Source organism: Oceanobacillus sp. NCCP-135 (genome assembly GCF_059698015.1).
In genome coordinates this window covers 193,649-219,893 of sequence record NZ_BAAKSZ010000002.1, presented here as the reverse complement: position 1 = coordinate 219,893, position 26,245 = coordinate 193,649, and the positions used below count along the sequence as shown (strand labels likewise).

Sequence of the window (26,245 nt, the reverse complement as noted above, 5' to 3'; positions counted from 1 at the left end):
GAAAATAAAATTTGCCTTGTCCTTAACACCTTGGGACACTTGCACTTTGAGACTTCGCAATTAGCTCCTATAGAAGCAGGTGGAAAGCGACTTCGACCAATTTTAATGTTCGCAAGCTGCCAAGCTTATGGAGGAGATCTTTCCAAAGTATTATCAACAGCAGTTGCACTGGAAATGATTCATACGTATTCTCTTATACATGATGATTTACCCGCAATGGACAACGATGATTTTCGCAGGGGAAAACCTACTAATCACAAAGTCTTTGATGAAGCAACAGCAATACTGGCTGGTGATGCTCTATTAACATATAGCTTTGAAATTATTGCAGATGATACGTACTTAGACGATAATCAAAAAGTGAAGCTAATGAAAATGCTATCAAATGTTAGTGGACCAAGTGGGATGGTTGGTGGACAAATTTTAGATATGCAAGCAGAATTAAAACCAGTTTCTCTAGATGAATTGGAAAATATTCATGCACTTAAAACGGGAGAACTATTAAGCTTTGCCATTTATGTAGGAGCATATTTAGGAAATGCATCAAAGGAAAGTCTGGAAGCATTAAGCGACTTTGCTTATTACTTGGGCTTGATTTTTCAAGTACAGGATGACATTTTGGATGTGACTGGAGATTCAGCAAAAACAGGGAAAATGATTGGCAGTGATGAGCATAATCATAAGAGCACATTTCCAAAGCTTTTAGGAATCGATGGAGCAATTGAGCAAAAGAAACAGTATGTTAACCTGGCAAAAAATGCGTTAAAACAAGCAGGTGCTGAGCATTCATATTTAATGATGCTGACAGATTATTTTAGTCAAAGAGACCATTAACAAGAAATAGAATATTTTTATATACTATGTTATAATTAGAATATAAAAGGGATGGTGCAGTATTCTAGTCAGTCCTCCGTTCCTGAAGGCGGGCCTAAAAATCTGCCAAAGGGCATATCGATGAAGTTCCTTGTGTAGGCTTGAGGCGCCCAGCCTTGGGTCTATGCTGGGAGTTAAGGATTTTGGGCGATCCACAAAGGCATGTGGGCGTTGACCCGATTTCCGCGGAGGCCCATCTCTGTAGAGGCGGCTAAGCCTAGTTGCCTTTATGGAATGGGGTATGAACCTGCACAAGTGGTAAGGGACACCTTAAATGCAGCGTAGCCTGCCTTGAGTGGTGTATGAGGGGATTAGAGTCTAAATAATAATATTAGGTGGCCACTAATTTATTATTTATTTTCACTTCTATGAAATCATCACTGCAAAAGAGGCTAGGGAACGGTTAAAGACTGTCAGAGGAAATCTCCTAGACTGTTCGAAGACTTTTAAAAGGGATTATAGTGTGGACTAAGTGGTAATCCAGTCTAGCTTTTGGTGACAAAGTTAAGGTGGATTTAAAGGGGAACCGCCTTTATGGCAACATAGGGTATCCATCTGGGAAAACCTACTGGACCTAAGCCGCAGTTTTTACCTTTTAAATGACCATTCCTTATTCCTTGTACATAAGATTTAATTCTAATATTATTATTTTGAGGTATCAGATGAAATCACAAATTAAACGTTCGATTAAATTTAGTTTAACAATTGCCGTTATCACTTTTGTGTTAGCGGCTATTTTTTCAGTTATTTCCTCTTCTATACTTAGTGGGGTTATATGGTTACTCGGCTTATTGATTGTCTTATTGATTGTGTTAGTTGGAGTGTTTTTTGATATGCTTGGAATAGCATCAACAGCAGCAAAAGAAGCCCCTTTCCATGCTATGGCTGCAGAAAAAGTTACTGGAGCTAGAGAAGCGGTTATTATTATTCGAAATGCGGATAAATTTGCAAGCTTTTGCAATGATGTGATTGGTGATATTTCCGGGATTGTCAGTGGTACTGCTTCAGCTATTGTTGTGTTGCAAATCGCCAACCTACTCGGGCAAGGTGAGGGCTCATCCATACAAATTACTTTATCTGTTTTATTGACAAGTATTGTAGCTGCAATTACAGTTGGTGGTAAGGCAATGGGGAAATACTTTGCTATAAATGCATCTACTAATATTATTTTTTTTGCAGGAAAAGTTATATCTATAATTGAAAATAATTTAAAAATAAACGTGCTTCCTAAGAAATAACTAATGAAAAGGAATTACAATAATGAGCAAAAAACGTTTAGATATCCTTCTAGTTGAAAGAAATTTAATTGAAACCAGAGAAAAAGCAAAACGGATGATTATGGCTGGTCTTGTGTTCTCTGAACAAATGCGGTTAGATAAACCTGGAATGAAGATGGATGAGGAAATTCCATTAACTGTAAAAGGAAAAGTCATTCCTTATGTAGGTCGTGGTGGGTTAAAACTTGAAAAGGCGCTGGATTATTTTTCGATCTCGGCAAATGATAAAATTATGGTTGATGTTGGATCCTCAACAGGAGGATTTACGGACTGCGCACTTAAAAATGGTGTAAAACTAAGTTATGCAATTGATGTTGGGTATAATCAGTTAGCTTGGAAACTGAGAAATGATGATCGTGTCATTGTTATGGAGCGAACTAATTTTCGCTATGTTACACCTGAAATGTTACAACATGGCACGCCCGATTTAGCATCAATTGACGTTTCTTTTATTTCTTTAAAATTAATCCTTCCCGTACTTAAACAGCTTATTGCTTCTGAAAGCGACGTTATCGCCTTAATAAAACCGCAATTTGAAGCAGGCAAAGAACAAGTTGGTAAAAAGGGAATTGTACGGGATAAAAAAGTACATCAAAGTGTTTTAGAGAAAATTATTACATTTGCTGAGAAGGAAGAATATAAGTTATTCAATCTTACACACTCTCCAATCACTGGTGGAGATGGAAATATAGAATTTTTGGCTCATTTCGGCTGGAAAAAGGAAAATAAAAGGAAAACGATCACATCGATCGAAATAGAACAAGCAGTCGAAAATGCACATCATGAATTAAAATCAAAAAATAGTTAATTTGGACTACAAAGGCTTGTAGTCCTTTCAAATATATATGACTTGTGTAATAATTTGTACTAAATGGGAGATGAACATGAGTAAAATAAAGCGCCATATTAAAATACGTGAATTAATTACCGAAAATGAAATAGAAACACAGGATGAGCTAGTAGCTCGTTTAAAAAGCCTGGGATATAACGTAACACAAGCAACTGTTTCCAGGGATATTAAAGATCTGCATCTCGTAAAGATTCCCTCAACCATTGGTAAATACAAGTACAGTTTACCTGCAGATCAGAGGTTCAATCCACAGGATAAGCTAAAAAGATTAATTATGGATGCTTTCGTAAAAATAGATCATGCAAGTCATTTTATTATCTTAAAAACACTGCCAGGTAATGCGCAAGCTGTCGGTGCTCTGATCGATAATCTGGTTTGGGAAGAAATTATGGGTACTATTTGCGGAGATGATACTTGTTTGATTATTTGTCGTACAGAAACAGACTCAAAAATAATTAAAGATCGATTGATAGAAATGCTATAGAGACTGGTGAGGTGAATGGGGACATGCTAACTGAATTGTCAATACGTGACTTTGCAATTATTGATAATATTTCTATAACATTCAATGAGGGACTTACAGTGTTAACTGGGGAAACAGGTGCGGGAAAATCGATTATCATTGATGCAATCCAGCTACTTGCAGGAGGTCGAGGCTCTGTAGAATATGTTAGATATGAAACGAAAAAAGCTGAAATTGAAGGATTATTTTCAATTGACAATAAGAATCATCCCATTTATGAAAAGGGCGAACAATTTGGGATTGAAATTCAAGATGATCAAGTGGTACTGCAACGTACCATTACTTCAAACGGAAAAAGTATATGCCGTGTAAACAGTAAATTAGTTACATTGGCAATTTTAAGGGAATTTGGAAAGACACTGATAGATATTCATAGTCAACATGAAACACAGTCTCTAATGGATCCGGAAAATCATATAGAATTATTGGATTTATATGATACTAAGCGGATTACCCAGGCTAAAGAAGAATATAAAATACTTTATGATAAACTTTCTACATTAAAAAAAAGTTATAAAAACTTAAGTGAAAATGAACAGGAAATGGCTCACCGACTTGATTTGCTTGAGTTTCAAATGAAGGAGCTTGAACAGGCGGATTTAAGTCCCGATGAAGACAAAGCACTTGAAGAGGAAAGAAATTCCTTGGTTAATTTTGAAAGAATTTATACAGCATTACTCGATGCCTATAATGCACTGTACGGTGAGCAAAAGGGGTTAGAATGGTTAAATAAAGCACAGGTGGCATTACAGGAAAATAGTACATATGATAATTTTATTGCCCAAAAAGCTGAGGAAATATCAAATAATTATTTTACCCTGGAAGAATTAACATATGATCTAAGCAATCATATTGAAACATTGCAATATAATCCAGAGCGTCTACATGAAATTGAAGCAAGACTAAGTGAAATCAACAGACTGAAAAAGAAATATGGATCAACCGTAAATGACATTCTCGAGTATATGGCAAAAATCGAAGAGGAAATGGAAGAAATAACGAATAAGGATTCGCATTTAAGTAAATTATCTGATCAAATAAATGAAATTGCAAAAGATGCTTATTTAGAAGCAATTCAACTTCACGATTTGCGTAAAAAAGCTTCAGAATTGTTAGTTAAGGATATTTATAGGGAATTAAAAGGATTATATCTGGAAAAAGCTTCATTTTCAGTTCATTTCAATACATCTGGTGATGAAAATGATAACGAAATGAATCTCCATAAAAACGGAATAGATCATATTTATTTTATGATATCAACAAATCCGGGAGAGCCATTAAAAGAATTGAGTAAAGTGGCATCTGGTGGTGAGCTTTCGCGAATAATGCTTGTCTTAAAAAAAATATTTGCAACCCATCAACCTGTTACGAGTGTAATATTTGACGAGGTGGATACAGGTGTAAGTGGTCGTGTAGCACAAGCAATTGCTGAAAAAATATATCAATTTTCAATAAATTCACAAGTGTTATGTATCACACATTTACCACAAGTGGCATCAATGGCAGATACGCATAAATTTATTGAGAAACAGGAAAAAAACAATCGTACTGCAACAATGGTTACTGAATTAAATGCAGATCAGCAGATTGAAGAACTTAGCAGAATGATTACAGGAACAAAATTAACTGAGACTGCTAAGGAACATGCAAAAGAAATACTTGACTTGGCATCTGCATATAAATCAAAATAAAAGCGGATAATTTTTCTCAAAAAGTCAGAAAATAAGTTGTCTGGCTTTTTTTATTGATTGGAAAGTTATTTTTTTGCAAAAGTCTGTATCAGTGAAGGATTTGTGCTTTTACTGATAAAGCTTGTATTCCAAGGGGTTCTAAGAAAGTAAAATATTCTTTGTAGAATTCCTTTACGGACAAATAAATCAATATCAGTACATAACTAATACTTCGAAGTATTAGCATCGCATTTAACAAGTGTTTTTTGCCTGAACTAAGGCTTTCTCCATGAAGCTTTGATGGCAAGCAGTTAATTCTAACCTTCAAAGTTAATCCCTTAATTAGTAAAATACGTCAGTTAATTATTATATATTACCTTTGTAACGCTTCTTATACACTATTTTTAAATTCCTAAAAGGAAATGTTACACATTTTTCTTATGTTTCACCAGTTTAAAACAGACTATGATAGGTCAAATTAAAAGTACAGAAAGAACAAAAATAAATAAGATAGAAATGGTATGGGTTAGGAACGAGGAGAGTGAAGTGATTGAAATTGAAACAGTCAAATAATAATCGAATGTGGATAGGTTTCCTGCTTCTTATCGCTTTGTTGTCAATTCCTTTTTTCACCCCATTACAACAATACCTTGCCATTCCAAATGAGATTGTTACCTTTAAAAATCAATCCCCAATTGAGGTTCCAGCTTTAGGGGATGGTATTCATATAAAAACATCGAATAAAAATGTTGAGGCAATTGACGCTTCAGCCTTTTATGCAAACGCTCCTGGTAATAGCAATCTGATTTATGAAATGGCAGGATTTCCAATTAAAAAAGTTAACTTATCAGTGCTGGATAATATTCAAGTAATTCCAGGTGGGCAATCTATTGGTGTTCAACTCCACACGCTGGGTGTACTTGTTGTTGGTCATCATATTGTGAATGGGACTGAAGGAGAAATGTCTCCAGGTGAGGAAGCAAAAATTCAGGTCGGCGATGTTATATTGGAAATAAATGAAGAACCGATAAAAGAAATGGAAGAAGTAAAACCATTTGTAAAAGAAGCTGGTAAAGATGGGAAATCGTTAAATATTACTTTAAAAAGAGATAATAAAACAATTAATACAACACTCAAGCCTGTACTGGATAAAAAAGAGAATGAATATAAAATTGGATTATATATTAGGGATTCAGCCGCAGGTATTGGAACGATGACATTTTATGAACCAAAGTCAAAAAAATACGGTGCTCTCGGACATGTTATTTCTGATATGGATACAAAAAAGCCAATCGAAATTCATAATGGAACAATTGTAAGGTCATCGGTAACATCGATTGAGAAAGGCAATAACGGTGTTCCGGGAGAAAAACAAGCCAAATTCTCAGTAAAGGATAATACAATAGGATCTATTACTAAAAACAGTCCATTTGGGATCTTTGGCAAATTAGATGATCCGATTGTAAATGATAAGCATGATAAACCTCTCCCTATTGCGCTATCACATGAAGTAAAAGAAGGACCTGCAAAAATCCTAACTGTCGTAAAAGAAGAAAAAGTAGAAGAATTTGATGTTGAAATAGTGAGTAGCGTTCCACAGAAGTTTCCTGCTACAAAAGGGATGGTTATACAAATAACCGATCCAGAACTTCTTAAGCAAACTGGTGGAATTGTTCAAGGTATGAGCGGAAGTCCAATTATTCAAGATGGGAAAATTGTCGGTGCTGTTACTCATGTATTCGTTAATGATCCGACCTCAGGATATGGTGTTCATATTGAATGGATGCTTCAGGATGCAGGTATAAATATTTACAGAGATGAGAAAAAAGCTAGTTAAGCAAATGACTTGTAATGGTATCCATTGCAAGTCATTTTTTAATTCAAAATTATTCGTATTATCAGGAGACCTCTGTTATAATAAGTATAATATTTTTCGACAATTATTGTAGAATAATATCGAAATATATCGTTATTTGAAGTAATTATTAGTAAATCAAAGTAAAATTAAAAAAAACCAAAGTTTTTTAAATAAAAAGAGGATATTTAATGATTTTGTAGAATATGTAAAAGAGATCAAAGTTTGAACTACATAAAAAGGAGGAGCAAATAGGTGGAAAAAATTTCAGTGTGTTTAGCGGATGATAATAAAGAATTAGTTCAGTTAATGGGGGAGTATTTTGAGGAACAGGCGGATATTGAAGTTATTGGGGCAGCCTACAATGGAAGAGATTGTGTTTCAATGGTGGAAGAACTGGAACCGGATGTGTTGGTGTTAGATATCATTATGCCACATGTTGATGGATTGGCTGTGTTAAATTCGCTAAAGGGTACTAATTTTCAAAAAAGGCCTAATATAATTATGTTAACGGCATTTGGACAAGAAGAAGTAATGAAAAAGGCAGTGGATTTAGGTGCATCCTATTTCATATTAAAACCATTTGACTTAGATAATTTAGCTGATCAAATTCGTCAGGTGAAAGGTAGTGGGAGTGTATTCTCATCGAGTAAAGCAACCAAGAAGGAGAGGAAAAAGCAGGATCTGGAGGCAAGTATTACTAATATAATTCACGAAATTGGAGTGCCTGCCCATATAAAAGGATATATGTATTTGCGTGAAGCAATTACAATGGTATACAACGATATTGAACTTCTAGGTTCGATAACAAAGGTGCTTTATCCCGAGATTGCGAAGAAGTTTAATACCACTGCATCAAGAGTGGAAAGGGCAATTCGACATGCAATTGAGGTTGCCTGGAGCAGAGGTAATATTGATTCTATATCTGCACTCTTCGGTTATACGATTAGTATTTCTAAAGCAAAACCTACAAATTCAGAATTTATTGCAATGGTCGCTGACCGATTAAGACTTGAGCATAAAGCAAGTTGATCCTAAAACCAAAAAATATTACTGTTTGTACACACAGTAATATTTTTTGGTTTTACAACTATTTTATTCGAAATAGGCTGAATATAATGATTGTATTGCTCTCTCTAAATCTTTTGCTTGAATTCCAAACATCATAGATACTTCGGAAGAACCTTGGTTAATCATTTCGATATTGACATTGGCATCGGCTATGGCAACTGTTGCCTTTTTAGCAAGTCCAATTGTTCTGACCAAACCTTCTCCTACAATCATAATCATGGCAAGATCACGTTGCAGTGATACTGTATCTGCATGAAGTTCATTTTTAATTCGTTCGATAATATTATATTCTTTATCCTTCGTTAGTCTTTTCTCACGAATAATGATCGAGATATCATCAATACCTGATGGAGCATGTTCAAATGAGACTCCTTCGTCCTCTAATATGTTAAATAATTTTCGACCAAATCCTATTTCCCGGTTCATAAGGTACTTACTGACATAGAGACTACAAAATCCTGTATCACTTGCAATCCCTACTACGCATTTTTCATCCGGTTTTTTTTCGGCAACAATTAGTGTACCAGGGCATTCCGGATTATTTGTATTTTTAATGCATACAGGTATTTGTTCTTTAAATGCTGGTATTAATGCTTCATCATGAAACACAGAAAAACCGGCATAGGATAATTCACGCATTTCTCTATATGTTAATGTTCTAATTTCTTTAGGATGCTCAACAATATTAGGATTTACGGAATAAACAGAATCTACATCTGTGAAGTTTTCATACAATTCAGCTTTAATACCAGCAGCTATTATGGAACCTGTAATATCTGAACCACCTCTTGAAAAAGTCATCAATAGTCCATCTTTTGTATATCCGAAAAAACCGGGAATAATTAATATTCCGTCTTTTTCGCGTAAAGAATATATTTTCGAAAAGCTTTCCGGAAGTATTTGTGCATTGCCTGGCTCATTACTGACTACCAACCCGGCATCTTTTGGATTTAGGTAATTTGCTGTCAATCCGATTGAATTTAAATACGCACTAAGAATTTTAGCGGTACTGTCTTCTCCAACAGCTTTGATAGCATCCATTTTCATCTCATTGGAGTAATTAGAATTTAACACTGTCTGAATCGTATGTTCAATGTCTGTAAGGATGGAAGAATCCAGTTTCAATCCTTCAATTATTTCATTAAAGCGTTGAATAACAATGGCAAAATGTTCTTCGAAGGCTTTATTGTTTAAAAAGTCGTTTCCTAACCGAATTAATAGATCGGTTACTTTAAAGTCATCTTTATTTCTTTTTCCTGGAGCTGACACAACAATAAATTTTCTCTTTGGGTCTTTTTTAATTATTTCCCCCACTTTTTTTAACTGTGTTGAATCGGCTACCGAACTTCCACCGAATTTTGCAACTTTCATTTAAAAAGCCTCCTTTTATGTATGAAATTTTTACTATAAATAATATCATACATTTCCTATCTATGGTTAAAATTAATAAAAAAAGATGGAAATTCAACCATCTTTTTATTTTTGGCGCTGATTTTGTTTTTTTACAAGTTGCCGTTTACGATCACGGTGCACGATAAATCCACCTATAAAACCAATTCCACCAATAAATAGCAGAAATCCAATAAAAAACTGGATGCCAGCATGAAGGAATATCGGATAAAAGTTGTCAAATAATATATCCCGCATAAGCTTAATTCCGTATGCAGAAATTAAACCAGGAATTAAAAGTATTAGTACCGCAATGATTCTAACCATATCATTTCCCCTTATGTATTAATACTACCTAAGTATATCAAAACTTCATAGAAATAGGAATATAAGTATGTTTATTATGTGCATTACTAGCGCATAGATTGTTATTTTATAAAAATGGTTGCCAACTTTGTGAACTTCCGCCTAATTTATGTGAACTTCTAATCATATAAGTGTGAACTTCTAATCAATTCATTGTGAACTTCTGCCTTTTGCCTGTGAACTTCTGCCAAACTACGGTTCCTGCAAGTAATTACTTTTTCCAGCCAGCTTTTCAATTTGCCAAATCCTGCATGGTAAAGTATGATAAAAGTGTGCAAAATAATGCAAGGTGGGATGGGATAGGATGAAACGAGTGCTTATTGTGGGTGTTGGTAAAGGGGGAAGTGTTCTTTTAGAGATTTTAAATGCTACAAAAAAAATGAAAATTGTAGCTGTAATTGATACAAATGAAGCTGCTGATGGATTAACATTAGCTAAACAATATAAAATCCCTGTAGATAATGATTGGAAGAATTGGGTCGATCAGGATATTGATATCATTATTGAAGCAACAGGAGATAAGCGTGTTTTAGATGAATTAATTGAACGAAGGACAAGGAAAACAGTTGTCATTCCAGGAACGGTTGCATACATAATTGCGGAGCTATTTGATGAAAAAGAAGCTTTGTTAAATCGTGTAAAGTTGCAAATGAATAATCAAGAGTTAATACTTAATAATATTCGTGACGGGATGATCGTCATTAATAATCAAGAAAAGATACAATTTGTAAATAAAAGCGCAGAAAAAATCCTCGGCTATTCAAAAAAAACTTTTGAAGGGAAGAATATTAGAGATGTTATAAAAAACACCAGATTACCCAATGTGTTGCACAGTCAGCGTAAAGAGGTAAATCAAAAGCTTTTTTTAGAAAATGGAAAAAAAGTTATCACCACCCGGATCCCCATCATTAATGCGGATGACCATTTAATTGGTGCTTTCGCTGTATTTAAGGATATTACCGAGGTCATGAAATTAGCTGAAGAAAATACGGATTTAAATGAAATTAAGACAATGCTTGAAGCTACAATTAAATCTTCAGACGAGGCAATAAGTGTTGTGGATGAAAATGGTATTGGATTAATAATAAATCCTGCATACACTCGGATTACTGGTTTGAAAGAAACGGATATTTTAGGCAAACCTGCTACCACAGATATTTCTGAAGGTGAAAGCATGCACATGAAAGTGTTACAAACCCGCAGAGCTGTCCGTGGAGCCAGAATGAAAGTCGGTCCAAGCAAGAAGGATGTACTTGTTAATGTAGCACCAATTATTGTTGACGGTAAGCTTAAAGGAAGTGTAGGAATACTTCATGATGTATCAGAGATAAAGCTATTGACGACGGAATTAAAAAGAGCAAGACAAATTATACGTAATCTTGAAGCAAAATATACATTTGATGATATTATAGGAACTTCGGAGGAGATGAAGGTCGCATTAGCGCAAGCGAAGGTCGGTGCTAAAACACCAGCAACCGTATTATTACGTGGCGATTCCGGCACCGGCAAAGAACTATTTGCACATGCGATTCATAATGAGAGTGATCGAAAAAACAATAAATTTATTCGCGTTAATTGTGCTGCAATTGCGGAGTCTATTTTAGAAAGTGAATTGTTTGGGTATGAAGAGGGGGCTTTTTCAGGGGCTAAGCATGGCGGAAAAAAAGGTCTATTTGAAGAAGCGAATCTGGGTAGCATATTTCTTGATGAAATCGGCGAGTTATCATTAAATATGCAAGCAAAACTACTTCGAGTGTTGCAGGAAAATGAAATTGTACGAGTTGGCGGTACAGATCCGATTATAATTGATGTTCGAATCATTACTGCAACGAATGTCAATTTAGAGAAAGCGATAATGAACAAAGCCTTTCGGGAAGATTTATATTATCGCTTAAACCGTCTGCCGATATTTATCCCATCCCTAAATGAGCGGTTGACTGATTTACCAGATTTAATTCAATATATTATTCAAAAAACGAATCAAGACTATGGAAGAAATGTCCAAGCTATTTCTAATCAAGCACTTTCTTTATTAAAGAAATATCACTGGCCGGGTAATATTCGCGAATTGGAAAATGTGATCGGACGAGCAATGATTTATATGGATATAAATGAAGAAATCATAAATGAAAACCATATTCCTAATTTGAACATTGTATCACCAAGCCCCCCTGCAGAAAATAATATCGATTACATGTCTAAGGGAAGTCTTCAACAAGTGATGGAACAATATGAAAAAGAATATATCTCAAATGTATACAAAAAAAATAATTTCAATAAAACCAAAACAGCTAAAGACCTAAAAGTGTCTATTCGAAATTTATATTATAAAATGGAAAAATATAAATTTGAATAAACTAACATGCAATATTTTGCATGTTTGCAATATTTAGCAGGAAGTTAATTCATTAAAATGAAGCGCTTACAGGATTACAAGATTGGCATGATTTTTGCAAAATATAGTATAGAGGTGAGGAGTGACCAACGTGTGAATACTTTAGACTCGTTAAAAAATCAGGTGAAGAATGAAGAGAAACAAATCATAGCGGTTGCTAATGCTGCAGATAAGGAATTGCTTTTAGCAATAAAAACCGCGGTAGAGGATAACTTATGTTCCTTCATTTTATTTGGAGATGAAGCTGCAATTAATGAAATAGCACGTACAATTAAATTAGATCTTTCTAAAAAAACAGTTACATTACATCATGTGTCTGGAATAGAAGATACAACCGTTGCGGCGGTAAGAGCTGTTTATTATAAAGAAGCTTCTATTCTAATGAAAGGAGATGTTTCCACTAAGATTTTATTAAAGGCAGTTTTGAATAATGAATATGGTCTGCGTACAGGAAAAATACTTTCCCATGTGGCTCTTTTTGAAATTCCTAATCAAGATCGCTTAATTTTCTTAACTGATGCGGCAATGAACATTGCTCCAAACGTAGAAGAGAAGGCTGAGATTATTAAGAACTCCGTGCAGGTAGCACATGGAATCGGTATAAAGCTTCCTAAAGTGGCGGCAATTGGACCTGTAGAGGTAATAAATTGTGCGATGCAATCCACACTTGATGCTGCCGTGTTAACACAGATGCAAAAAAGGGGGCAAATCGAAGGATGTTTAGTTGATGGTCCACTTGCATTTGATAATGCTGTTTCAAGTGACGCTGCAAAGCATAAAGGAGTAGAGTCCGAAGTTGCAGGTGCGGCAGATATTATTATGGTGCCAACCATCGAAGTTGGGAATGCTTTATACAAATCTTTTACCTATTTTTCAAATGCTAAAGTAGCAGCTATTATTAGTGGTGCAAAAGCTCCAATTATCTTAACATCTCGTGCTGATACAGCGGATAATAAATTAAATTCTCTTGCATTGGCACTCGTAACATCTAAAACATTCTAGGAGGAATAAAAATGGAAATTTTTACTTATATGGAAAAATTTGATTATGAACAGTTGGTGTTTTGCCAAGATAAAAATTCGGGATTGAAAGCAATTATCGCAATACATGACACAACACTTGGACCTGCTTTAGGCGGTACGAGAATGTGGACTTATAATTCTGAGGCTGAAGCTATTGAAGATGCACTGAGACTAGCTAAAGGCATGACATATAAAAATGCTGCGGCTGGTTTAAATCTAGGTGGTGGTAAGACAGTGATTATTGGTGATCCTAAAAAGGATAAAAACCCTGAAATGTTCCGAGCTTTTGGACGATATATCCAAGGTTTGAATGGACGTTATATTACTGCTGAGGATGTAGGTACCACTGAACATGACATGGATTTAATTCATTTGGAAACGGACTACGTAACAGGTATTTCAGATGCCACGTCTTCAGGTAATCCATCACCAGTAACTGCCTATGGTGTCTATAAAGGGATAAAAGCATCGGCTAAGGAAGCTTTTGGTGATGATTCTTTAGAAGGAAAAACGGTAGCTATACAAGGTGTGGGAAATGTAGCATTTTCTTTATGCAAACATTTGAATAAAGAGGGTGCGAATCTCATTGTAACTGATATAAATAAAGCTGCTGTTGACCGGGCGGTAGAGGCTTTTGGGGCCAAGGCAGTCGATCCGGACGCTATTTACGATGTAGATTGCGATATTTACGCACCATGTGCACTTGGTGCCACAATAAATGACGAAACAATTCCCAAGTTAAAAGCAAAAGTTATTGCTGGGTCTGCAAATAATCAATTAAAATCAACTGATCATGGCGATATTATTCATGAAAAAGGCATTGTATATGCGCCGGACTATGTAATTAATTCTGGTGGAGTTATAAACGTAGCCGATGAATTAAATGGATATAACCAAGATAGGGCTATGAAGAAGGTCGAAACTATTTACGACAGTTTAAGTAGAGTATTTGAAATATCAAGACGTGATAATATCCCAACATATGTTGCGGCAGATCAAATGGCTGAAGAAAGAATTGAATCAGTTAAAAATTCAAGAAATCAATTCTTATTAAATGGTCATCATATATTAAGCAGAAGGTAACAATGAAGACTTATAGTCGGAGGATAAAATATTGCAATCACTTTATCGAATACTAGTTATTAACCCAGGATCTACATCAACCAAAATAGGTGTTTTTGATGAGGAAAATTGTATTTTTGAAAAGACGATTCGTCACAGCCTGGAAGAAATAAATCATATTCAGCGAGTTATTGACCAATATGATTTCCGTAAAAATATAATTCTTGAAACGTTACATTACGAGGGAATAAATATATCTAAATTAAGTGCTGTCTGTGGAAGAGGCGGGCTGCTAAAACCAATTGAAGGAGGAACGTATGAAGTCAACGAAGCCATGTTAAATGATTTAAAACTCGGTTTAAATGGTGAACATGCATCTAATTTAGGTGGAATTCTAGCTCATGAAATTGCATCTGGTCTTAATATTCCTGCATATATTGTCGACCCTGTTGTAGTGGATGAGCTTGAAGAAATAGCGAGATACTCAGGAGTGCCGGATATTCCGAGAAAAAGTATTTTTCATGCATTGAATCAAAAAGCAGTTGCAAGAAAAGCTGCGAATGATTTAAATAAAAAATATGAAAATATAAACCTTATTGTTACACATATGGGTGGCGGCATAACTGTTGGAGCACATAAAAATGGAAAAGTAATCGATGTTAACAATGGACTTCATGGCGATGGTCCTTTTTCGCCGGAACGTGCAGGGACTGTTCCGGCTGGTGATTTAATTTCTTTATGTTTTTCAGGACAATATTATCGTGATGAAATAATGAAAAAGATAGTTGGACGAGGTGGTCTGATGGCATACCTTGGAACAAATGATGCACTGGAAGTAGAAAAAAGGATTAGGGCAGGAGATACAGTTGCAAAACAATTATATGAAGCAATGGCATATCAAATAGCAAAAGAGATTGGTTCGATGAGTGCTGTTCTATATGGAAAAGTTGATGCTATTTTACTTACAGGCGGGCTGGCTCATGGCAAAGAATTTGCAAGTATGATTACAGAACATGTTAATTGGATAGCAGATGTCATTATTTACCCTGGTGAGAATGAATTACAAGCATTAAACGAAGGTGTATTAAGGGTGCTCTATAAAGAAGAACATCCAAAAATATACAAATAATTAACCGATAAAGGAGTATACAACATATGGCGAAAGATTATGATCTGGTTATACTTGGCGGGGGTACCGGAGGATATGTAGCTGCTATAAGGGCATCTCAACTCGGTATGCAGGTTGCTATCGTAGAAAAAGGGGAACTGGGAGGTACTTGTCTTCACCGCGGTTGTATTCCTTCAAAGGCATTGCTTCGCAGTGCTGAAGTTTTAAGACAAATTAGAGAAGCAGATACGTATGGTATTGAAACAAATGAAGTTAGTTTGAATTTTTCGAAGGTACAAGCAAGAAAACAATCAATTGTAAATACACTACATCAGGGTGTACAAGGTTTAATGAAAAAGGGGAAAATTGATGTATTTGAAGGATTTGGAAGAATTTTAGGGCCAAGTATCTTTTCTCCAATACCTGGTACGATTTCGATTGAATATACAAACGGTGATGAAAACACAATGATTGTTCCTAAAAATGTATTAATCGCTACTGGGTCTAAACCGAAGTCACTTCCCGATCTGGAAATTGATGGGATCAATGTGATGAGCTCGGATGAAGCGCTGCAAATGGAAGAGTTACCTGACTCTATCATCATTGTAGGCGGTGGTGTAATTGGTATTGAATGGGCATCCTTGTTAGCGGACTTTGGTGTGGAAGTTACAGTTATTGAATATCAAGATCAAATTCTACCAGTAGCAGATGAGGCAATTGCCAATGAAGTTGAAAAGCTGTTGAAAAAGAAAGGCATTTCTTTTGTTAAGAATGCAAAAGTTTTAGCAGACACACTAACAATCAATAATAATGTAACAATTAACGCTGAAATAAATGGGGAAAACGAAACATTTAAAGCTGACAAAATGTTAGTGTCAGTTGGGCGTGAAGCATGCTCCACCAATATCGGATTGGAAAACACTGAGATTGTTAAGGAAAAAGGCTTTATCCAAACAAATAAGTATTACCAAACAAAGGAATCACATATATATGCAATTGGTGATGTAATTGGTGGGATGCAGTTAGCTCATGTGGCATCACATGAAGGAATTGTCGCAGTAGAGCATATGGCAGATAAAAACCCATTGCCAATCGATTACGAAAATATTCCAAGTTGTATTTATTCGAATCCTGAAGTAGCAAGTGTAGGGCTAACCGAAAAGCAAGCTAAAGAAAAAGGATACGAAATAAAAACTGGAAAATTCCCGTTTAAAGCTATTGGAAAAGCATTAGTATATGGAGAATCAGACGGTTTTGTGAAAATTATAACTAACAAAAACAATGAAGATCTATTGGGGGTTCATATGGTTGGTCCGCATGTAACAGATATGATCTCCGAAGCAGGTCTTGCAAAAGTTCTTGATGCAACACCATGGGAAATTTCCCATACGATTCATCCACACCCATCACTTTCAGAAATCATGGGTGAGGCAGCATTAGCAGTAGAGGGGAAACAAATACATAGTTAATTAAAAAGGAGGGACTAATTATGTCAAATAATCGTCATACAGTATTAGGCTTATCCGATGATCAAGTATTAGATATGTTTAATACCATGCTTTTGGCCAGAAAACTTGATGAAAGAATGTGGCTATTAAACCGGGCTGGTAAAATACCATTCGTTATTTCCTGTCAAGGTCAGGAAGCAGCTCAAGTAGGAGCATCGTTTGCATTGAATCGGAAAACGGACTATGCTGCTCCATATTACCGTGATATGGGTGTGGTATTAGCTTTTGGTATGACTGCTAAAGAATTGATGCTTTCAGGTTTCGCCAAAGCGGAAGACCCTAATTCTGGCGGACGTCAGATGCCGGGGCATTTTGGGCAAAAGAAAAACAGAATACTGACAGGGTCATCTCCTGTCACAACCCAGCTTCCGCATGCTGTTGGAGTTGCATTAGCAGCTAAAATGGAAAAGCAGAATTTTGTTTCATTTGTAACATTAGGGGAAGGGTCTTCCAATCAAGGAGATTTTCATGAAGGCTTAAACTTTGCCGGTGTTCATAAATTACCCGTTATAACGATGGTCGAAAACAATAAATATGCGATTTCTGTCCCAATTGACAAACAAATTGCCAGTAAAAATGTTGCGGATCGTGCATTAGGCTATGGCATGCCCGGATTTACAGTAGATGGCAATGACCCATTGGCAGTTTATGAAGCAGTAAAAGCCGCCAGAGAGCGTGCTGTCAATGGAGAAGGACCAACATTAATCGAAGCTGTAACCTACCGGCTGACTGCACATTCAAGTGATGATGATGATCGTTTATATCGTGAGAGCGAAGAAGTAGAAGCAGCAAGGAAAAATGATTCAATTATCACTTTTGCTGCATACCTGAAAGAAGTTGGAATACTTACTGATGAGGTTGAAAAAGACATAACTAATAACATTAGTGATATGGTAAACAAGGCGACAGATTATGCCGAAAATGCACCTTATGCAGAACCGGAAAGTGCATTGAAATATGTATATGAAGAGTAAGGAGGGAAGAGTTCGATGCCAGTAATATCATATATTCAAGCAGTTACAACTGCTTTAAGAGAAGAAATGCAGCGTGATGATAAAGTATTTATATTAGGTGAAGATGTAGGAAAAAAAGGTGGGGTTTTCCGTGCAACCGATGGTTTATTCGATGAATTTGGTGAATATCGAGTTTTGGATACTCCACTTGCCGAATCTGCAATCGCCGGGGTTGGTATTGGAGCTGCGATGTACGGGATGCGACCTGTAGCTGAAATGCAATTTGCTGATTTTATCATGCCTGCAGTCAATCAAATCATTTCAGAAGCAGCAAAAATACGCTATCGTTCGAATAATGATTGGAATGCTCCTATTACAATTCGTGCGCCATATGGTGGAGGAGTTCATGGAGCTCTATATCATTCACAATCAGTTGAGGCGGTTTTTGCTAACCAGCCGGGTCTGAAAATTGTTATGCCTTCAACACCATATGATGTAAAAGGACTGTTAAAGGCAGCTATTCGTGATAATGATCCAGTACTTTTCTTTGAACATAAACGGGCATATCGTCTACTTAAAGGTGAAGTTCCGGAAGATGATTACGTACTTCCAATTGGAAAAGCTGACATAAAACGTGAAGGGTCTGATATTACAATCATTACGTACGGTTTATGCGTTCATTTTGCCCTTCAAGCTGCAGAAAAACTGGCAGAGGAAGGAATAGATACGCATATTCTTGATCTCAGAACCATTTATCCACTGGATAAAGAAGCAATTGTTGAAGCAGCGAAAAAGACAGGGAAAGTATTATTAATTACTGAAGATAATAAAGAAGGTAGCATAATTGGAGAGGTAGCAGCAATTATTGCGGAAAATTGCTTGTTTGATTTAGATGCACCTATTCAGCGTTTAGCTGGTCCTGATGTACCGGCAATGCCATATGCACCAACAATGGAAAAATATTTCATGATAAACCCGGATAAAGTAGAAAAAGCAATGCGGGAATTAGCAGAATATTAATGATAAAGGAGGGACATGTAATGGCATCTGAGAAAATTAATATGCCCCAATTAGGTGAAAGTGTTACAGAAGGAACAATCAGTACATGGCTTGTAAGTGTTGGAGATAAAATTAATAAATATGATCCAATTGCTGAAGTAATGACAGACAAAGTAAATGCAGAAGTTCCATCATCATTTACCGGAACTATTAAAGAGCTTGTCGCTAGTGAAGGAGAAACACTGGCAGTAGGAGATTTAATGTGTTACATCGAGACGGAAGGAAAAGCAGATGAAGCTACTCCTAGTGTAAATGAAAGTACTAATGATACGAAAGAAACCGTAAATGAGGAAACGGTACCCGAAGATCAAACCATGAAGAAAAGATATTCGCCAGCAGTCCTTAGATTGGCACAGGAAAATGATATTGATTTAACAAAGGTTACTGGAACTGGTCGTGGTGGCAGAATTACAAGAAAAGATATTGAAAAAATTAGAGAAACCGGAAATATGTCGAAAGCTAGCGAATCACAACAGACCGAAATAAGTACTGCAAAGGTTGTTGATACGTCTTCTTCTGTACCTACACAGGCAACTCCTAAACAACCTGAATCAATAGCAGGGGATATTGAGATCCCAGTAACAGGTGTCCGTAAAATAATTGCTCAGAACATGGTGCGTTCCAAACAGGAAATTCCACATGCTTGGATGACTGTGGAAGCGGATGTAACAGAGCTTGTCAATTATAGAAATCAAGTTAAAAATGAATTTCAGCAAAAAGAAGGATTTAGTCTAACTTTCTTTGCTTTCTTCGTTAAAGCTGTAGCCCAAGGTTTAAAGGAGTTTCCACAGCTTAATAGTACTTGGGCGGAAGATAAAATTATTCAACGTAAAGACATCAATTTATCTATTGCTGTTGCCAAAGACCAGGAGCTTTTCGTACCAGTAATTAAACATGCTGATGAAAAAAGTATAAAAGGCATTGCAAAAGATATCTATGAACTTGCCATGAAAGCACGCTCTGGTAAATTAACTACAGAAGATATGCAAGGAGGTACATTTACGGTTAACAATACAGGTTCATTTGGATCAATACACTCTATGGGGGTCATAAACCATCCCCAAGCAGCTATTCTACAAATTGAATCGATTGTCAAACGCCCTGTTGTAATTAATGATATGTTCGCAGCAAGAGATATGGTAAATCTATCTTTATCATTGGATCATCGAATTTTGGATGGGCTCGTTTGTGGTCAATTCCTTGCACGTGTGAAAGAAATATTGGAAAATATTAATAAAAGTAATTCGAATGTATACTAATTGTCTCCTGCCTGATTAAACAGTTTAGTTTGAAAAATAGAGGTAATATTGATAAGCTTATAATAAGTTTTAACTATACTTAATTAAAGGGGATGCTTTCTCAGATGGATTTTAACCTTTTTATGAACGATGTGGTAGATGCTGCACGTAAGGATATAACAGAGGCAGGTTATGATGAGCTTAAAAGCCCAGAAGATGTAGATAAGGCACTAACACAAGCAGGGACAACCTTAGTTATGATTAATTCAACTTGTGGGTGTGCTGGAGGTGTAGCTCGCCCTGCAGCTGCGAATTCAATTCATTATGATAAACGACCAGATCATTTAGTAACAGTTTTTGCCGGTCAGGATAAGGAAGCGACAGAAAAAGCACGGGAATATTTTAAAGGGTTTCCACCTTCATCGCCATCTTTTGCATTATTAAAAGATGGAGAGATCGTTACGATGCTCCAGCGTCATGATATAGAAGGTTATAGCGCTGTTGATGTAATAGGTAAACTCCAAAACCTTTTTGAAGAACATTGTGAAGAAGTGTAAAAACTTTGTAATTCGGTGGTGAGGCTGTCTCTATTTAACATAGGTCAGCCTCATTTTCTTAAAGGTACCTCTAAGAAAAGACTGCCCGTAAAGGAGAAATTAATGTGAAAATTGGCTATCGAACAATTAAGACTGCAATAGGCACACCTGTTGCAATTTCGATTGCGCAATTGTTGGGAGTAACAAACTTTGTATCTGCAGGAATTTTAACTATATTATGTATACAGCCTTCCAGAAAGCGCTCGTTTTTAAGTGCGTGGCATCGTTTTCTTGCATGTATAATTGCTAGTATTTACTCCATGGCTTTTTTTGAATTAATTGGCTATAGTCCCATTGTAGTTGGTCTCATGTTGGCAGTGTTTATACCAACAACTGTATTTTTAAAGATTACACCAGGCATAACGACAAGTTCTGTCATTATGTTAAATTTATATAGTTCATCTTATATTAACTTTTCTTTTCTGATGGATCAGTTTTTATTGATCATTGTTGGGATAGGCACGGGTTTATTATTAAATTTATATATGCCAAGCCTTGATAATCAATTAAAAGCACATCAGAAAAAGCTTGAAGATAATTTTCAGGTTATTTTACATGAAATTGCTCTTTACATAAGGGATAAAAACAAAACTTGGGATGGTAAAGAAATTACAGAGAGTGAAGAAATACTGGAGGAAGCTTCTGATTTAGTGGAACGAGACCTAGAGAATCACTTATTACGCAGTAATCACACGTATCGTGATTATTTTAAAATGCGGACAAGACAATTTGAATTTCTCCAGAGAATGCTGCCACTAGTCACAAGGCTGCCGAATAAAGATTTTATTTCTGAAAAAATTGCCCAGTTTTTTGAAGAATTATCAGAATCAGTTCATCCGGAAAATACTGCAATTTTATTTTTGGAAGAATTAGAGGAATTACGAAAAGAATTTAATACAGAAGAATTGCCAACGACTCGCGAGGAATTTGAAACAAGGGCAAATCTGTACAGATTGTTACATGAAATTGAGAATTACCTGCTTATTAAAAGGAAGTATAAGAAAAGCGATATCAAAATGAAAGAAAGTATTCGATAAATTAAAGACTGGAACATAAGTGGAAAAGTCCCAGTCTTGATATACTCTAATCCTTTTACGATACTTTATATAAACATTGCTAAACCAGCAGTAAGTGAAGATAGTAACATTGCAATAATCATTATATAGATAACTAGTCTAGTTCTTCGTTCGCGTTTTGATCTTTTTTTAGGTGCAGGTTTATTCATTTGTTTTGCAGCCATTTTAAATCCTCCTTAAAATCCACTATACTATAATGTATTTTATCGTTAAAATGAATATTGGACAAGTATAAAAATGTAATTGAAAATAAGTGTAGATAAAAGTAATATTTTAATTGCAAATGGAGGGAATACATAAATGAGTAATAGTAATGATAGGTATAAACAAAAATGGGAGAAATCAGTTGATCAAGCTATAAAGCGCTTTCCTGAAAGAAAGAAACCTTTTACTACCTCTTCTGATATAGAAATAGACCGTTTATATATAGAAAATAATCATTCAGAAGCGAATGAATTAGGTTACCCAGGTCAATATCCATATACAAGGGGAATACAGCCGACAATGTACCGCAGTCGATTTTGGACAATGAGGCAATATGCCGGATTTGGATCTGCATTGGAAACAAATAAACGTTTTCGTTATCTATTAGAACAAGGGCAAACAGGCCTTTCAGTTGCTTTTGACTTGCCAACCCAAATTGGCTACGACTCTGACGATGTTATGGCAGAAGGTGAAGTTGGTAAAGTCGGTGTAGCAATTGATACACTGCATGACATGGAGCAATTACTTAAGGAAATTCCACTCGATAAAGTAAGTACATCGATGACGATTAATGCACCTGCAGCAGTTTTACTCTGTATGTATATTGCTGTTGGGGAAAAACAGGGCGTATCATCAGAGAAGCTGACAGGGACAATTCAAAATGATATCTTAAAGGAATATATTGCCAGGGGAACCTATATCTATCCACCAAAACCATCGATGCGTTTAATTACGAATATTTTTGAATACTGTCAGAAAAACCTGCCGAAATTTAATACAATCAGTATTTCAGGCTACCACATAAGGGAAGCTGGCTCTAATGCAGTACAGGAAGCTGCTTTTACAATTGCAAATGGAATGGCATATGTGGATGCAGCTATCGAATCAGGCTTGGATGTTGACTCATTTGCACCTCGACTCGCCTTTTTCTTTAATGCACATAATAACTTCTTTGAGGAAGTAGCAAAATTCCGTGCAGCCAGAAGAATATGGGCAAAAATAATGAAAGATCATTATCAGGCAAAAGACCCTAAAAGCTGGAAATTACGATTCCATACGCAAACAGGTGGATCAACATTAACGGCCCAACAGCCTGATAATAATATCGTACGTGTTACACTACAGGCACTTGCTGCTGTAATGGGGGGAACACAAAGCCTGCATACAAATTCCCGTGATGAAGCATTATCATTGCCTACAGAAGACTCAGCAAGAATTGCCTTACGAACACAACAAATTATTGCAAATGAAAGTGGCGTAGCAGACACAATCGATCCATTAGGCGGTTCCTTTTATGTGGAAGAATTAACAGATAAAATAGAAATAGAAGTAAATGATTATTTGGAGCGTATCAAAGAAATTGGTGGTGCAGTTCAAGCTGTAGAAGAAGGGTTCATGCAACGTGAAATTCAGCAAAATGCCTATGAAATTCAAAAGAGAATCGAAAAAGAGGAAGAAATAATTGTAGGATTAAATAAATTTAAACTGGAAGAGGAAGTTAATCCTGATTTATTAAAAGTAAATGAAGCATTGGAAAAAGCACAGATTGATACAATTGTGTCCATTCGCAGGAATAGGGATCAGAAGGCTGTTGATCATGCACTGGCTGCATTAAAAGAGCATGCTAAAGATAAAAACAGTAATTTAATGCCGTATATATTAGATGCAGTAAAGGTATATGCGACAATCGGTGAAATTTGTAATGTAATGCGAGATGAGTTTGGCGAGTATGCGGGTATATAAGGGGGAAACAAAATGAAGAAAATTCGTGTATTAGTAGCAAAACCGGGACTGGATGGACATGATCGTGGTGCATTAATTATTTCCCAGGCACTTAGAGATCATGGAATGGAAGTGATTTATACTGGTCTCAGGCAATCACCAGTGCAAATAGCACAAGCAGCAATTCAGGAAGATGTAGATGTAATTGGTTTATCATCTTTATCCGGAGCACATAAAACATTATTCCCAAAGGTAATTGAAGAATTAAAAAAGCGAAATGCAGAGGACATTCTTGTAGTTGGCGGGGGCGTAATTCCGAGTGAGGATATTCCTTTTTTAATCGAAAAAGGAGTGAGGAAAATCTTTACCAGCGGTGCATCTACAGAAGCTCTGGCAAATTATATCCAGCAATTAATTCAGCCGGAAAAAGCATTAGAAACGCCACCTAAAAAGATTGCCCATATTGGAATTGCGGTAAAGAGCCTTGATCAGGCACTAACATTTTATACCGATTCACTAGGTTTGGAACTGGAAGGTGTAGAACAAGTAGAGTCAGAGGGTGTAAAGGTTGCTTTTATAAAAATTGGGGAGACCAGAATTGAATTACTGGAAGCTTTAAATGAATCATCTTCTATTCAGACATTTATTGACAAGAAGGGGGAAGGGATTCATCATATAGCGCTGGAGGTTGATGATCTCAACACTCGTCTTAAAAAATTAAAATCAGAGGGAATTCAGTTGGTTAATAATGAGGCAAAACAAGGTGCCGACAATAGCCAAATTGCTTTTATTCATCCAAAAACAACAAATGGCGTATTAGTTGAATTATGTCAGCATGATGAGGGAAGTGAATCCTAATGGATATTTTTGACAAAATTAATGAACTTTATGATAAGCGCAGACAAACAGAACTTGGTGGAGGGGATGAACGAATCGAAAAACAGCATGACAAGGGAAAAATGACGGCAAGAGAAAGAATCGATTATCTGCTTGATAAGGATACGTTTGTAGAATTAAATCCATTCATCGAACATCGCTCAGCTGATTTTGGTATGAATAATAATAATGCCAAAGGTGAAGGTGTAGTTACAGGTTTTGGTAAAGTATTTGGTAAGCCAATTTATTTATTTGCCCAGGATTTCACAGTTTATGGTGGTGCACTTGGCGAGATGCATGGGAAGAAAATTGCAGCAGTTATGGATTTGGCAGCAAAAAACGGTGTCCCCTTTATTGGATTAAATGATTCCGGTGGAGCACGGATTCAGGAAGGTGTATCCTCCCTTGATGGGTATGGGCAGGTTTTTTATCGTAACTCCATATATTCAGGTGTAATCCCACAAATTTCTGTTATTATGGGTCCAAGTGCAGGTGGTGCCGTTTATTCACCGGCTATCACTGACTTTGTATTCATGGTTGAAAAAACATCTCAAATGTTTATAACTGGTCCGAAAGTAATTGAAACAGTTACTGGAGAAAAAATCTCACCCGAAAATCTTGGTGGTGCACATATTCATAGTTCGAAAAGCGGGAATGCACATTTTAAAGCAAAAAGCGAAGCCGATGTACTGGATGCAGTACGTACATTACTCAGCTATTTACCTGCAAATAATCAGGAAAAAGCTGAGGTAAAAGCGTATCATGGAGAAGCGAATTCGCAATATGATCTGACAGATATCGTCCCAATTGATGCAAAGAGTCCGTATGATGTAAAAAAAGTAATTGCTCAAGTTGTTGATGAAGATAGCTTCTTTGAAATACATGAAAATTTTGCGAAAAACATCGTAGTCGGCTTTGCACGTATAAAAGGGGAAACAGTAGGGTTAGTATGTAACCAGCCAAAATATTTGGCTGGAGGACTTGATATTGATTCGAGTGATAAAGCTGCCCGATTTATTCGCTTTTGTGATTCATTTAATATCCCGATAATTACCTTTGAGGATGTGACAGGATTTTTTCCGGGGGTTAAACAGGAGCATGGTGGAATAATTCGTCATGGTGCAAAAATTTTATTTGCTTACTCGGAAGCGACTGTACCTAAAATTACGGTTATCACACGTAAAGCCTATGGCGGAGCATATGTTGCTTTGAACAGTAAATCCATCGGAGCAGATCTTGTGTATGCATGGCCAAATGCTGAAATTGCGGTAATGGGACCTGAGGGCGCAGCAAATATTATTTTTGCAAAAGAAATAGCTGAAAGTGAAAACCCAGAAAAAACCCGTCAGGAAAAAATTAATACATATCGTGAGAAATTTGCAAATCCTTATGTAGCAGCAGGACTCGGAATGGTTGATGATGTAATAGATCCAAGGGAAACTCGTAAAAAGCTTATTCAGGCTTTAGAAATGCTTTATAATAAACAGGAAGAACGACCGAAGAAGAAGCATGGTAATATACCATTATAGACTTGTCACATTTATAGAAAATA

23 protein-coding genes are annotated in these 26,245 nt (G+C 36.1%); 20 read left to right on the top strand and 3 right to left on the bottom strand.

Features of this window, described 5'->3' with window-relative positions; translation table 11 throughout:
• The first annotated feature begins 9 nt into the window (after window positions 1–9).
• The 7 genes from AC6HVZ_RS02820 (at window position 10) to spo0A (ending at window position 8,080) form a co-directional block, all read left to right on the top strand.
• A complete protein-coding gene (locus AC6HVZ_RS02820; protein WP_497556616.1) occupies window positions 10–834 on the top strand; it encodes a polyprenyl synthetase family protein in 825 nt (274 codons plus the stop codon).
• A gap of 701 nt (window positions 835–1,535) precedes the next feature.
• On the top strand, window positions 1,536–2,111 hold the full coding sequence (locus AC6HVZ_RS02815; protein WP_497556606.1) for a hypothetical protein: 576 nt from the start codon (window positions 1,536–1,538) through the stop codon (window positions 2,109–2,111).
• Window positions 2,112–2,133: 22 nt separating this feature from the next.
• On the top strand, window positions 2,134–2,958 hold the full coding sequence (locus AC6HVZ_RS02810) for a TlyA family RNA methyltransferase (RefSeq protein WP_497556605.1): 825 nt from the start codon (window positions 2,134–2,136) through the stop codon (window positions 2,956–2,958).
• 76 nt (window positions 2,959–3,034) lie between these two features.
• Window positions 3,035–3,484, top strand: a complete 450-nt coding sequence (ahrC, locus tag AC6HVZ_RS02805) for a transcriptional regulator AhrC/ArgR (protein WP_497556604.1) — start codon at window positions 3,035–3,037, stop codon at window positions 3,482–3,484.
• A 23-nt stretch (window positions 3,485–3,507) separates the two neighbouring features.
• Entirely contained in the window at window positions 3,508–5,214 is a 1,707-nt protein-coding gene (recN, locus tag AC6HVZ_RS02800) for a DNA repair protein RecN (protein ID WP_497556603.1), read from the top strand.
• Window positions 5,215–5,773: 559 nt separating this feature from the next.
• Window positions 5,774–7,030, top strand: a complete 1,257-nt coding sequence (gene spoIVB / locus AC6HVZ_RS02795; protein WP_497556615.1) for a SpoIVB peptidase — start codon at window positions 5,774–5,776, stop codon at window positions 7,028–7,030.
• Between the two features lie 273 nt (window positions 7,031–7,303).
• Window positions 7,304–8,080 (top strand): sporulation transcription factor Spo0A, encoded by a 777-nt coding sequence (spo0A, locus tag AC6HVZ_RS02790; RefSeq protein ID WP_497556602.1) that lies wholly within the window; start codon window positions 7,304–7,306, stop codon window positions 8,078–8,080.
• A 63-nt stretch (window positions 8,081–8,143) separates the two neighbouring features.
• Here the strand turns inward: spo0A and AC6HVZ_RS02785 are convergent, their stop codons facing one another.
• Together AC6HVZ_RS02785 and AC6HVZ_RS02780 are read right to left on the bottom strand one after the other, a co-directional pair.
• Window positions 8,144–9,490, bottom strand: a complete 1,347-nt coding sequence (locus AC6HVZ_RS02785) for an aspartate kinase (protein ID WP_497556601.1) — start codon at window positions 9,488–9,490, stop codon at window positions 8,144–8,146.
• A 105-nt stretch (window positions 9,491–9,595) separates the two neighbouring features.
• Complete coding sequence (locus AC6HVZ_RS02780) at window positions 9,596–9,835, bottom strand: DUF2627 family protein (protein ID WP_497556600.1); 240 nt, start codon at window positions 9,833–9,835, stop codon at window positions 9,596–9,598.
• A 343-nt stretch (window positions 9,836–10,178) separates the two neighbouring features.
• Here AC6HVZ_RS02780 and AC6HVZ_RS02775 point away from each other — a divergent pair, with 343 nt between their 5' ends.
• The 10 genes from AC6HVZ_RS02775 (at window position 10,179) to AC6HVZ_RS02730 (ending at window position 21,852) form a co-directional block, all read left to right on the top strand.
• Window positions 10,179–12,230: a sigma 54-interacting transcriptional regulator gene (locus tag AC6HVZ_RS02775; protein WP_497556599.1), complete on the top strand. Its 2,052-nt coding sequence runs from the start codon at window positions 10,179–10,181 to the stop codon at window positions 12,228–12,230.
• A gap of 87 nt (window positions 12,231–12,317) precedes the next feature.
• The gene (gene yqiS / locus AC6HVZ_RS02770; protein ID WP_497556598.1) at window positions 12,318–13,271 is read left to right on the top strand and encodes a phosphate butyryltransferase; all 954 of its coding nucleotides are present in this window, start codon (window positions 12,318–12,320) and stop codon (window positions 13,269–13,271) included.
• Between the two features lie 11 nt (window positions 13,272–13,282).
• Window positions 13,283–14,374, top strand: a complete 1,092-nt coding sequence (gene bcd, locus AC6HVZ_RS02765; RefSeq protein ID WP_497556597.1) for a branched-chain amino acid dehydrogenase — start codon at window positions 13,283–13,285, stop codon at window positions 14,372–14,374.
• Between the two features lie 31 nt (window positions 14,375–14,405).
• A complete protein-coding gene (gene buk, locus AC6HVZ_RS02760; RefSeq protein WP_497556596.1) occupies window positions 14,406–15,482 on the top strand; it encodes a butyrate kinase in 1,077 nt (358 codons plus the stop codon).
• A 26-nt stretch (window positions 15,483–15,508) separates the two neighbouring features.
• Window positions 15,509–16,930, top strand: a complete 1,422-nt coding sequence (lpdA, locus tag AC6HVZ_RS02755) for a dihydrolipoyl dehydrogenase (RefSeq protein WP_497556595.1) — start codon at window positions 15,509–15,511, stop codon at window positions 16,928–16,930.
• A 20-nt stretch (window positions 16,931–16,950) separates the two neighbouring features.
• On the top strand, window positions 16,951–17,943 hold the full coding sequence (locus AC6HVZ_RS02750; RefSeq protein WP_497556594.1) for a thiamine pyrophosphate-dependent dehydrogenase E1 component subunit alpha: 993 nt from the start codon (window positions 16,951–16,953) through the stop codon (window positions 17,941–17,943).
• A 15-nt stretch (window positions 17,944–17,958) separates the two neighbouring features.
• Window positions 17,959–18,942 (top strand): alpha-ketoacid dehydrogenase subunit beta, encoded by a 984-nt coding sequence (locus tag AC6HVZ_RS02745; RefSeq protein WP_497556593.1) that lies wholly within the window; start codon window positions 17,959–17,961, stop codon window positions 18,940–18,942.
• 20 nt (window positions 18,943–18,962) lie between these two features.
• Window positions 18,963–20,240: a dihydrolipoamide acetyltransferase family protein gene (locus AC6HVZ_RS02740; protein WP_497556592.1), complete on the top strand. Its 1,278-nt coding sequence runs from the start codon at window positions 18,963–18,965 to the stop codon at window positions 20,238–20,240.
• A 104-nt stretch (window positions 20,241–20,344) separates the two neighbouring features.
• Entirely contained in the window at window positions 20,345–20,776 is a 432-nt protein-coding gene (locus AC6HVZ_RS02735; RefSeq protein WP_497556591.1) for a BrxA/BrxB family bacilliredoxin, read from the top strand.
• 104 nt (window positions 20,777–20,880) lie between these two features.
• The gene (locus tag AC6HVZ_RS02730; RefSeq protein WP_497556590.1) at window positions 20,881–21,852 is read left to right on the top strand and encodes an aromatic acid exporter family protein; all 972 of its coding nucleotides are present in this window, start codon (window positions 20,881–20,883) and stop codon (window positions 21,850–21,852) included.
• Window positions 21,853–21,917: 65 nt separating this feature from the next.
• Here the strand turns inward: AC6HVZ_RS02730 and prli42 are convergent, their stop codons facing one another.
• The gene (prli42, locus tag AC6HVZ_RS02725; protein WP_497556589.1) at window positions 21,918–22,055 is read right to left on the bottom strand and encodes a stressosome-associated protein Prli42; all 138 of its coding nucleotides are present in this window, start codon (window positions 22,053–22,055) and stop codon (window positions 21,918–21,920) included.
• 136 nt (window positions 22,056–22,191) lie between these two features.
• Here prli42 and AC6HVZ_RS02720 point away from each other — a divergent pair, with 136 nt between their 5' ends.
• Genes AC6HVZ_RS02720 through AC6HVZ_RS02710 form a run of 3 tightly spaced genes read left to right on the top strand, consistent with a single transcriptional unit; the run spans window position 22,192 to window position 26,222 of the window.
• On the top strand, window positions 22,192–23,838 hold the full coding sequence (locus tag AC6HVZ_RS02720; RefSeq protein ID WP_497556588.1) for an acyl-CoA mutase large subunit family protein: 1,647 nt from the start codon (window positions 22,192–22,194) through the stop codon (window positions 23,836–23,838).
• 12 nt (window positions 23,839–23,850) lie between these two features.
• Window positions 23,851–24,675 (top strand): methylmalonyl-CoA epimerase, encoded by an 825-nt coding sequence (gene mce / locus AC6HVZ_RS02715; protein WP_497556587.1) that lies wholly within the window; start codon window positions 23,851–23,853, stop codon window positions 24,673–24,675.
• Window positions 24,675–26,222, top strand: a complete 1,548-nt coding sequence (locus tag AC6HVZ_RS02710) for an acyl-CoA carboxylase subunit beta (protein ID WP_497556586.1) — start codon at window positions 24,675–24,677, stop codon at window positions 26,220–26,222. Before mce ends, AC6HVZ_RS02710 begins: the two co-directional genes overlap by 1 nt.
• The last annotated feature ends 23 nt before the right edge of the window (window positions 26,223–26,245 follow it).

Bases quoted from the DNA above. Each gene is read 5' to 3' on its own strand.
- prli42 (WP_497556589.1), bottom strand. From the start codon at position 22,055: ATGGCTGCAAAACAAATGAATAAACCTGCACCTAAAAAAAGATCAAAA.
- yqiS (WP_497556598.1), top strand. From the start codon at position 12,318: ATGATTTTTGCAAAATATAGTATAGAGGTGAGGAGTGACCAACGTGTG.
- AC6HVZ_RS02815 (WP_497556606.1), top strand. From the start codon at position 1,536: ATGAAATCACAAATTAAACGTTCGATTAAATTTAGTTTAACAATTGCC.
- AC6HVZ_RS02720 (WP_497556588.1), top strand. From the start codon at position 22,192: ATGAGTAATAGTAATGATAGGTATAAACAAAAATGGGAGAAATCAGTT.
- AC6HVZ_RS02735 (WP_497556591.1), top strand. From the start codon at position 20,345: ATGGATTTTAACCTTTTTATGAACGATGTGGTAGATGCTGCACGTAAG.
- AC6HVZ_RS02780 (WP_497556600.1), bottom strand. From the start codon at position 9,835: ATGGTTAGAATCATTGCGGTACTAATACTTTTAATTCCTGGTTTAATT.
- AC6HVZ_RS02810 (WP_497556605.1), top strand. From the start codon at position 2,134: ATGAGCAAAAAACGTTTAGATATCCTTCTAGTTGAAAGAAATTTAATT.
- bcd (WP_497556597.1), top strand. From the start codon at position 13,283: ATGGAAATTTTTACTTATATGGAAAAATTTGATTATGAACAGTTGGTG.
- lpdA (WP_497556595.1), top strand. From the start codon at position 15,509: ATGGCGAAAGATTATGATCTGGTTATACTTGGCGGGGGTACCGGAGGA.
- AC6HVZ_RS02775 (WP_497556599.1), top strand. From the start codon at position 10,179: ATGAAACGAGTGCTTATTGTGGGTGTTGGTAAAGGGGGAAGTGTTCTT.
- spoIVB (WP_497556615.1), top strand. From the start codon at position 5,774: ATGTGGATAGGTTTCCTGCTTCTTATCGCTTTGTTGTCAATTCCTTTT.
- AC6HVZ_RS02740 (WP_497556592.1), top strand. From the start codon at position 18,963: ATGGCATCTGAGAAAATTAATATGCCCCAATTAGGTGAAAGTGTTACA.
- AC6HVZ_RS02710 (WP_497556586.1), top strand. From the start codon at position 24,675: ATGGATATTTTTGACAAAATTAATGAACTTTATGATAAGCGCAGACAA.
- mce (WP_497556587.1), top strand. From the start codon at position 23,851: ATGAAGAAAATTCGTGTATTAGTAGCAAAACCGGGACTGGATGGACAT.
- AC6HVZ_RS02785 (WP_497556601.1), bottom strand. From the start codon at position 9,490: ATGAAAGTTGCAAAATTCGGTGGAAGTTCGGTAGCCGATTCAACACAG.
- AC6HVZ_RS02750 (WP_497556594.1), top strand. From the start codon at position 16,951: ATGTCAAATAATCGTCATACAGTATTAGGCTTATCCGATGATCAAGTA.
- recN (WP_497556603.1), top strand. From the start codon at position 3,508: ATGCTAACTGAATTGTCAATACGTGACTTTGCAATTATTGATAATATT.
- ahrC (WP_497556604.1), top strand. From the start codon at position 3,035: ATGAGTAAAATAAAGCGCCATATTAAAATACGTGAATTAATTACCGAA.
- AC6HVZ_RS02745 (WP_497556593.1), top strand. From the start codon at position 17,959: ATGCCAGTAATATCATATATTCAAGCAGTTACAACTGCTTTAAGAGAA.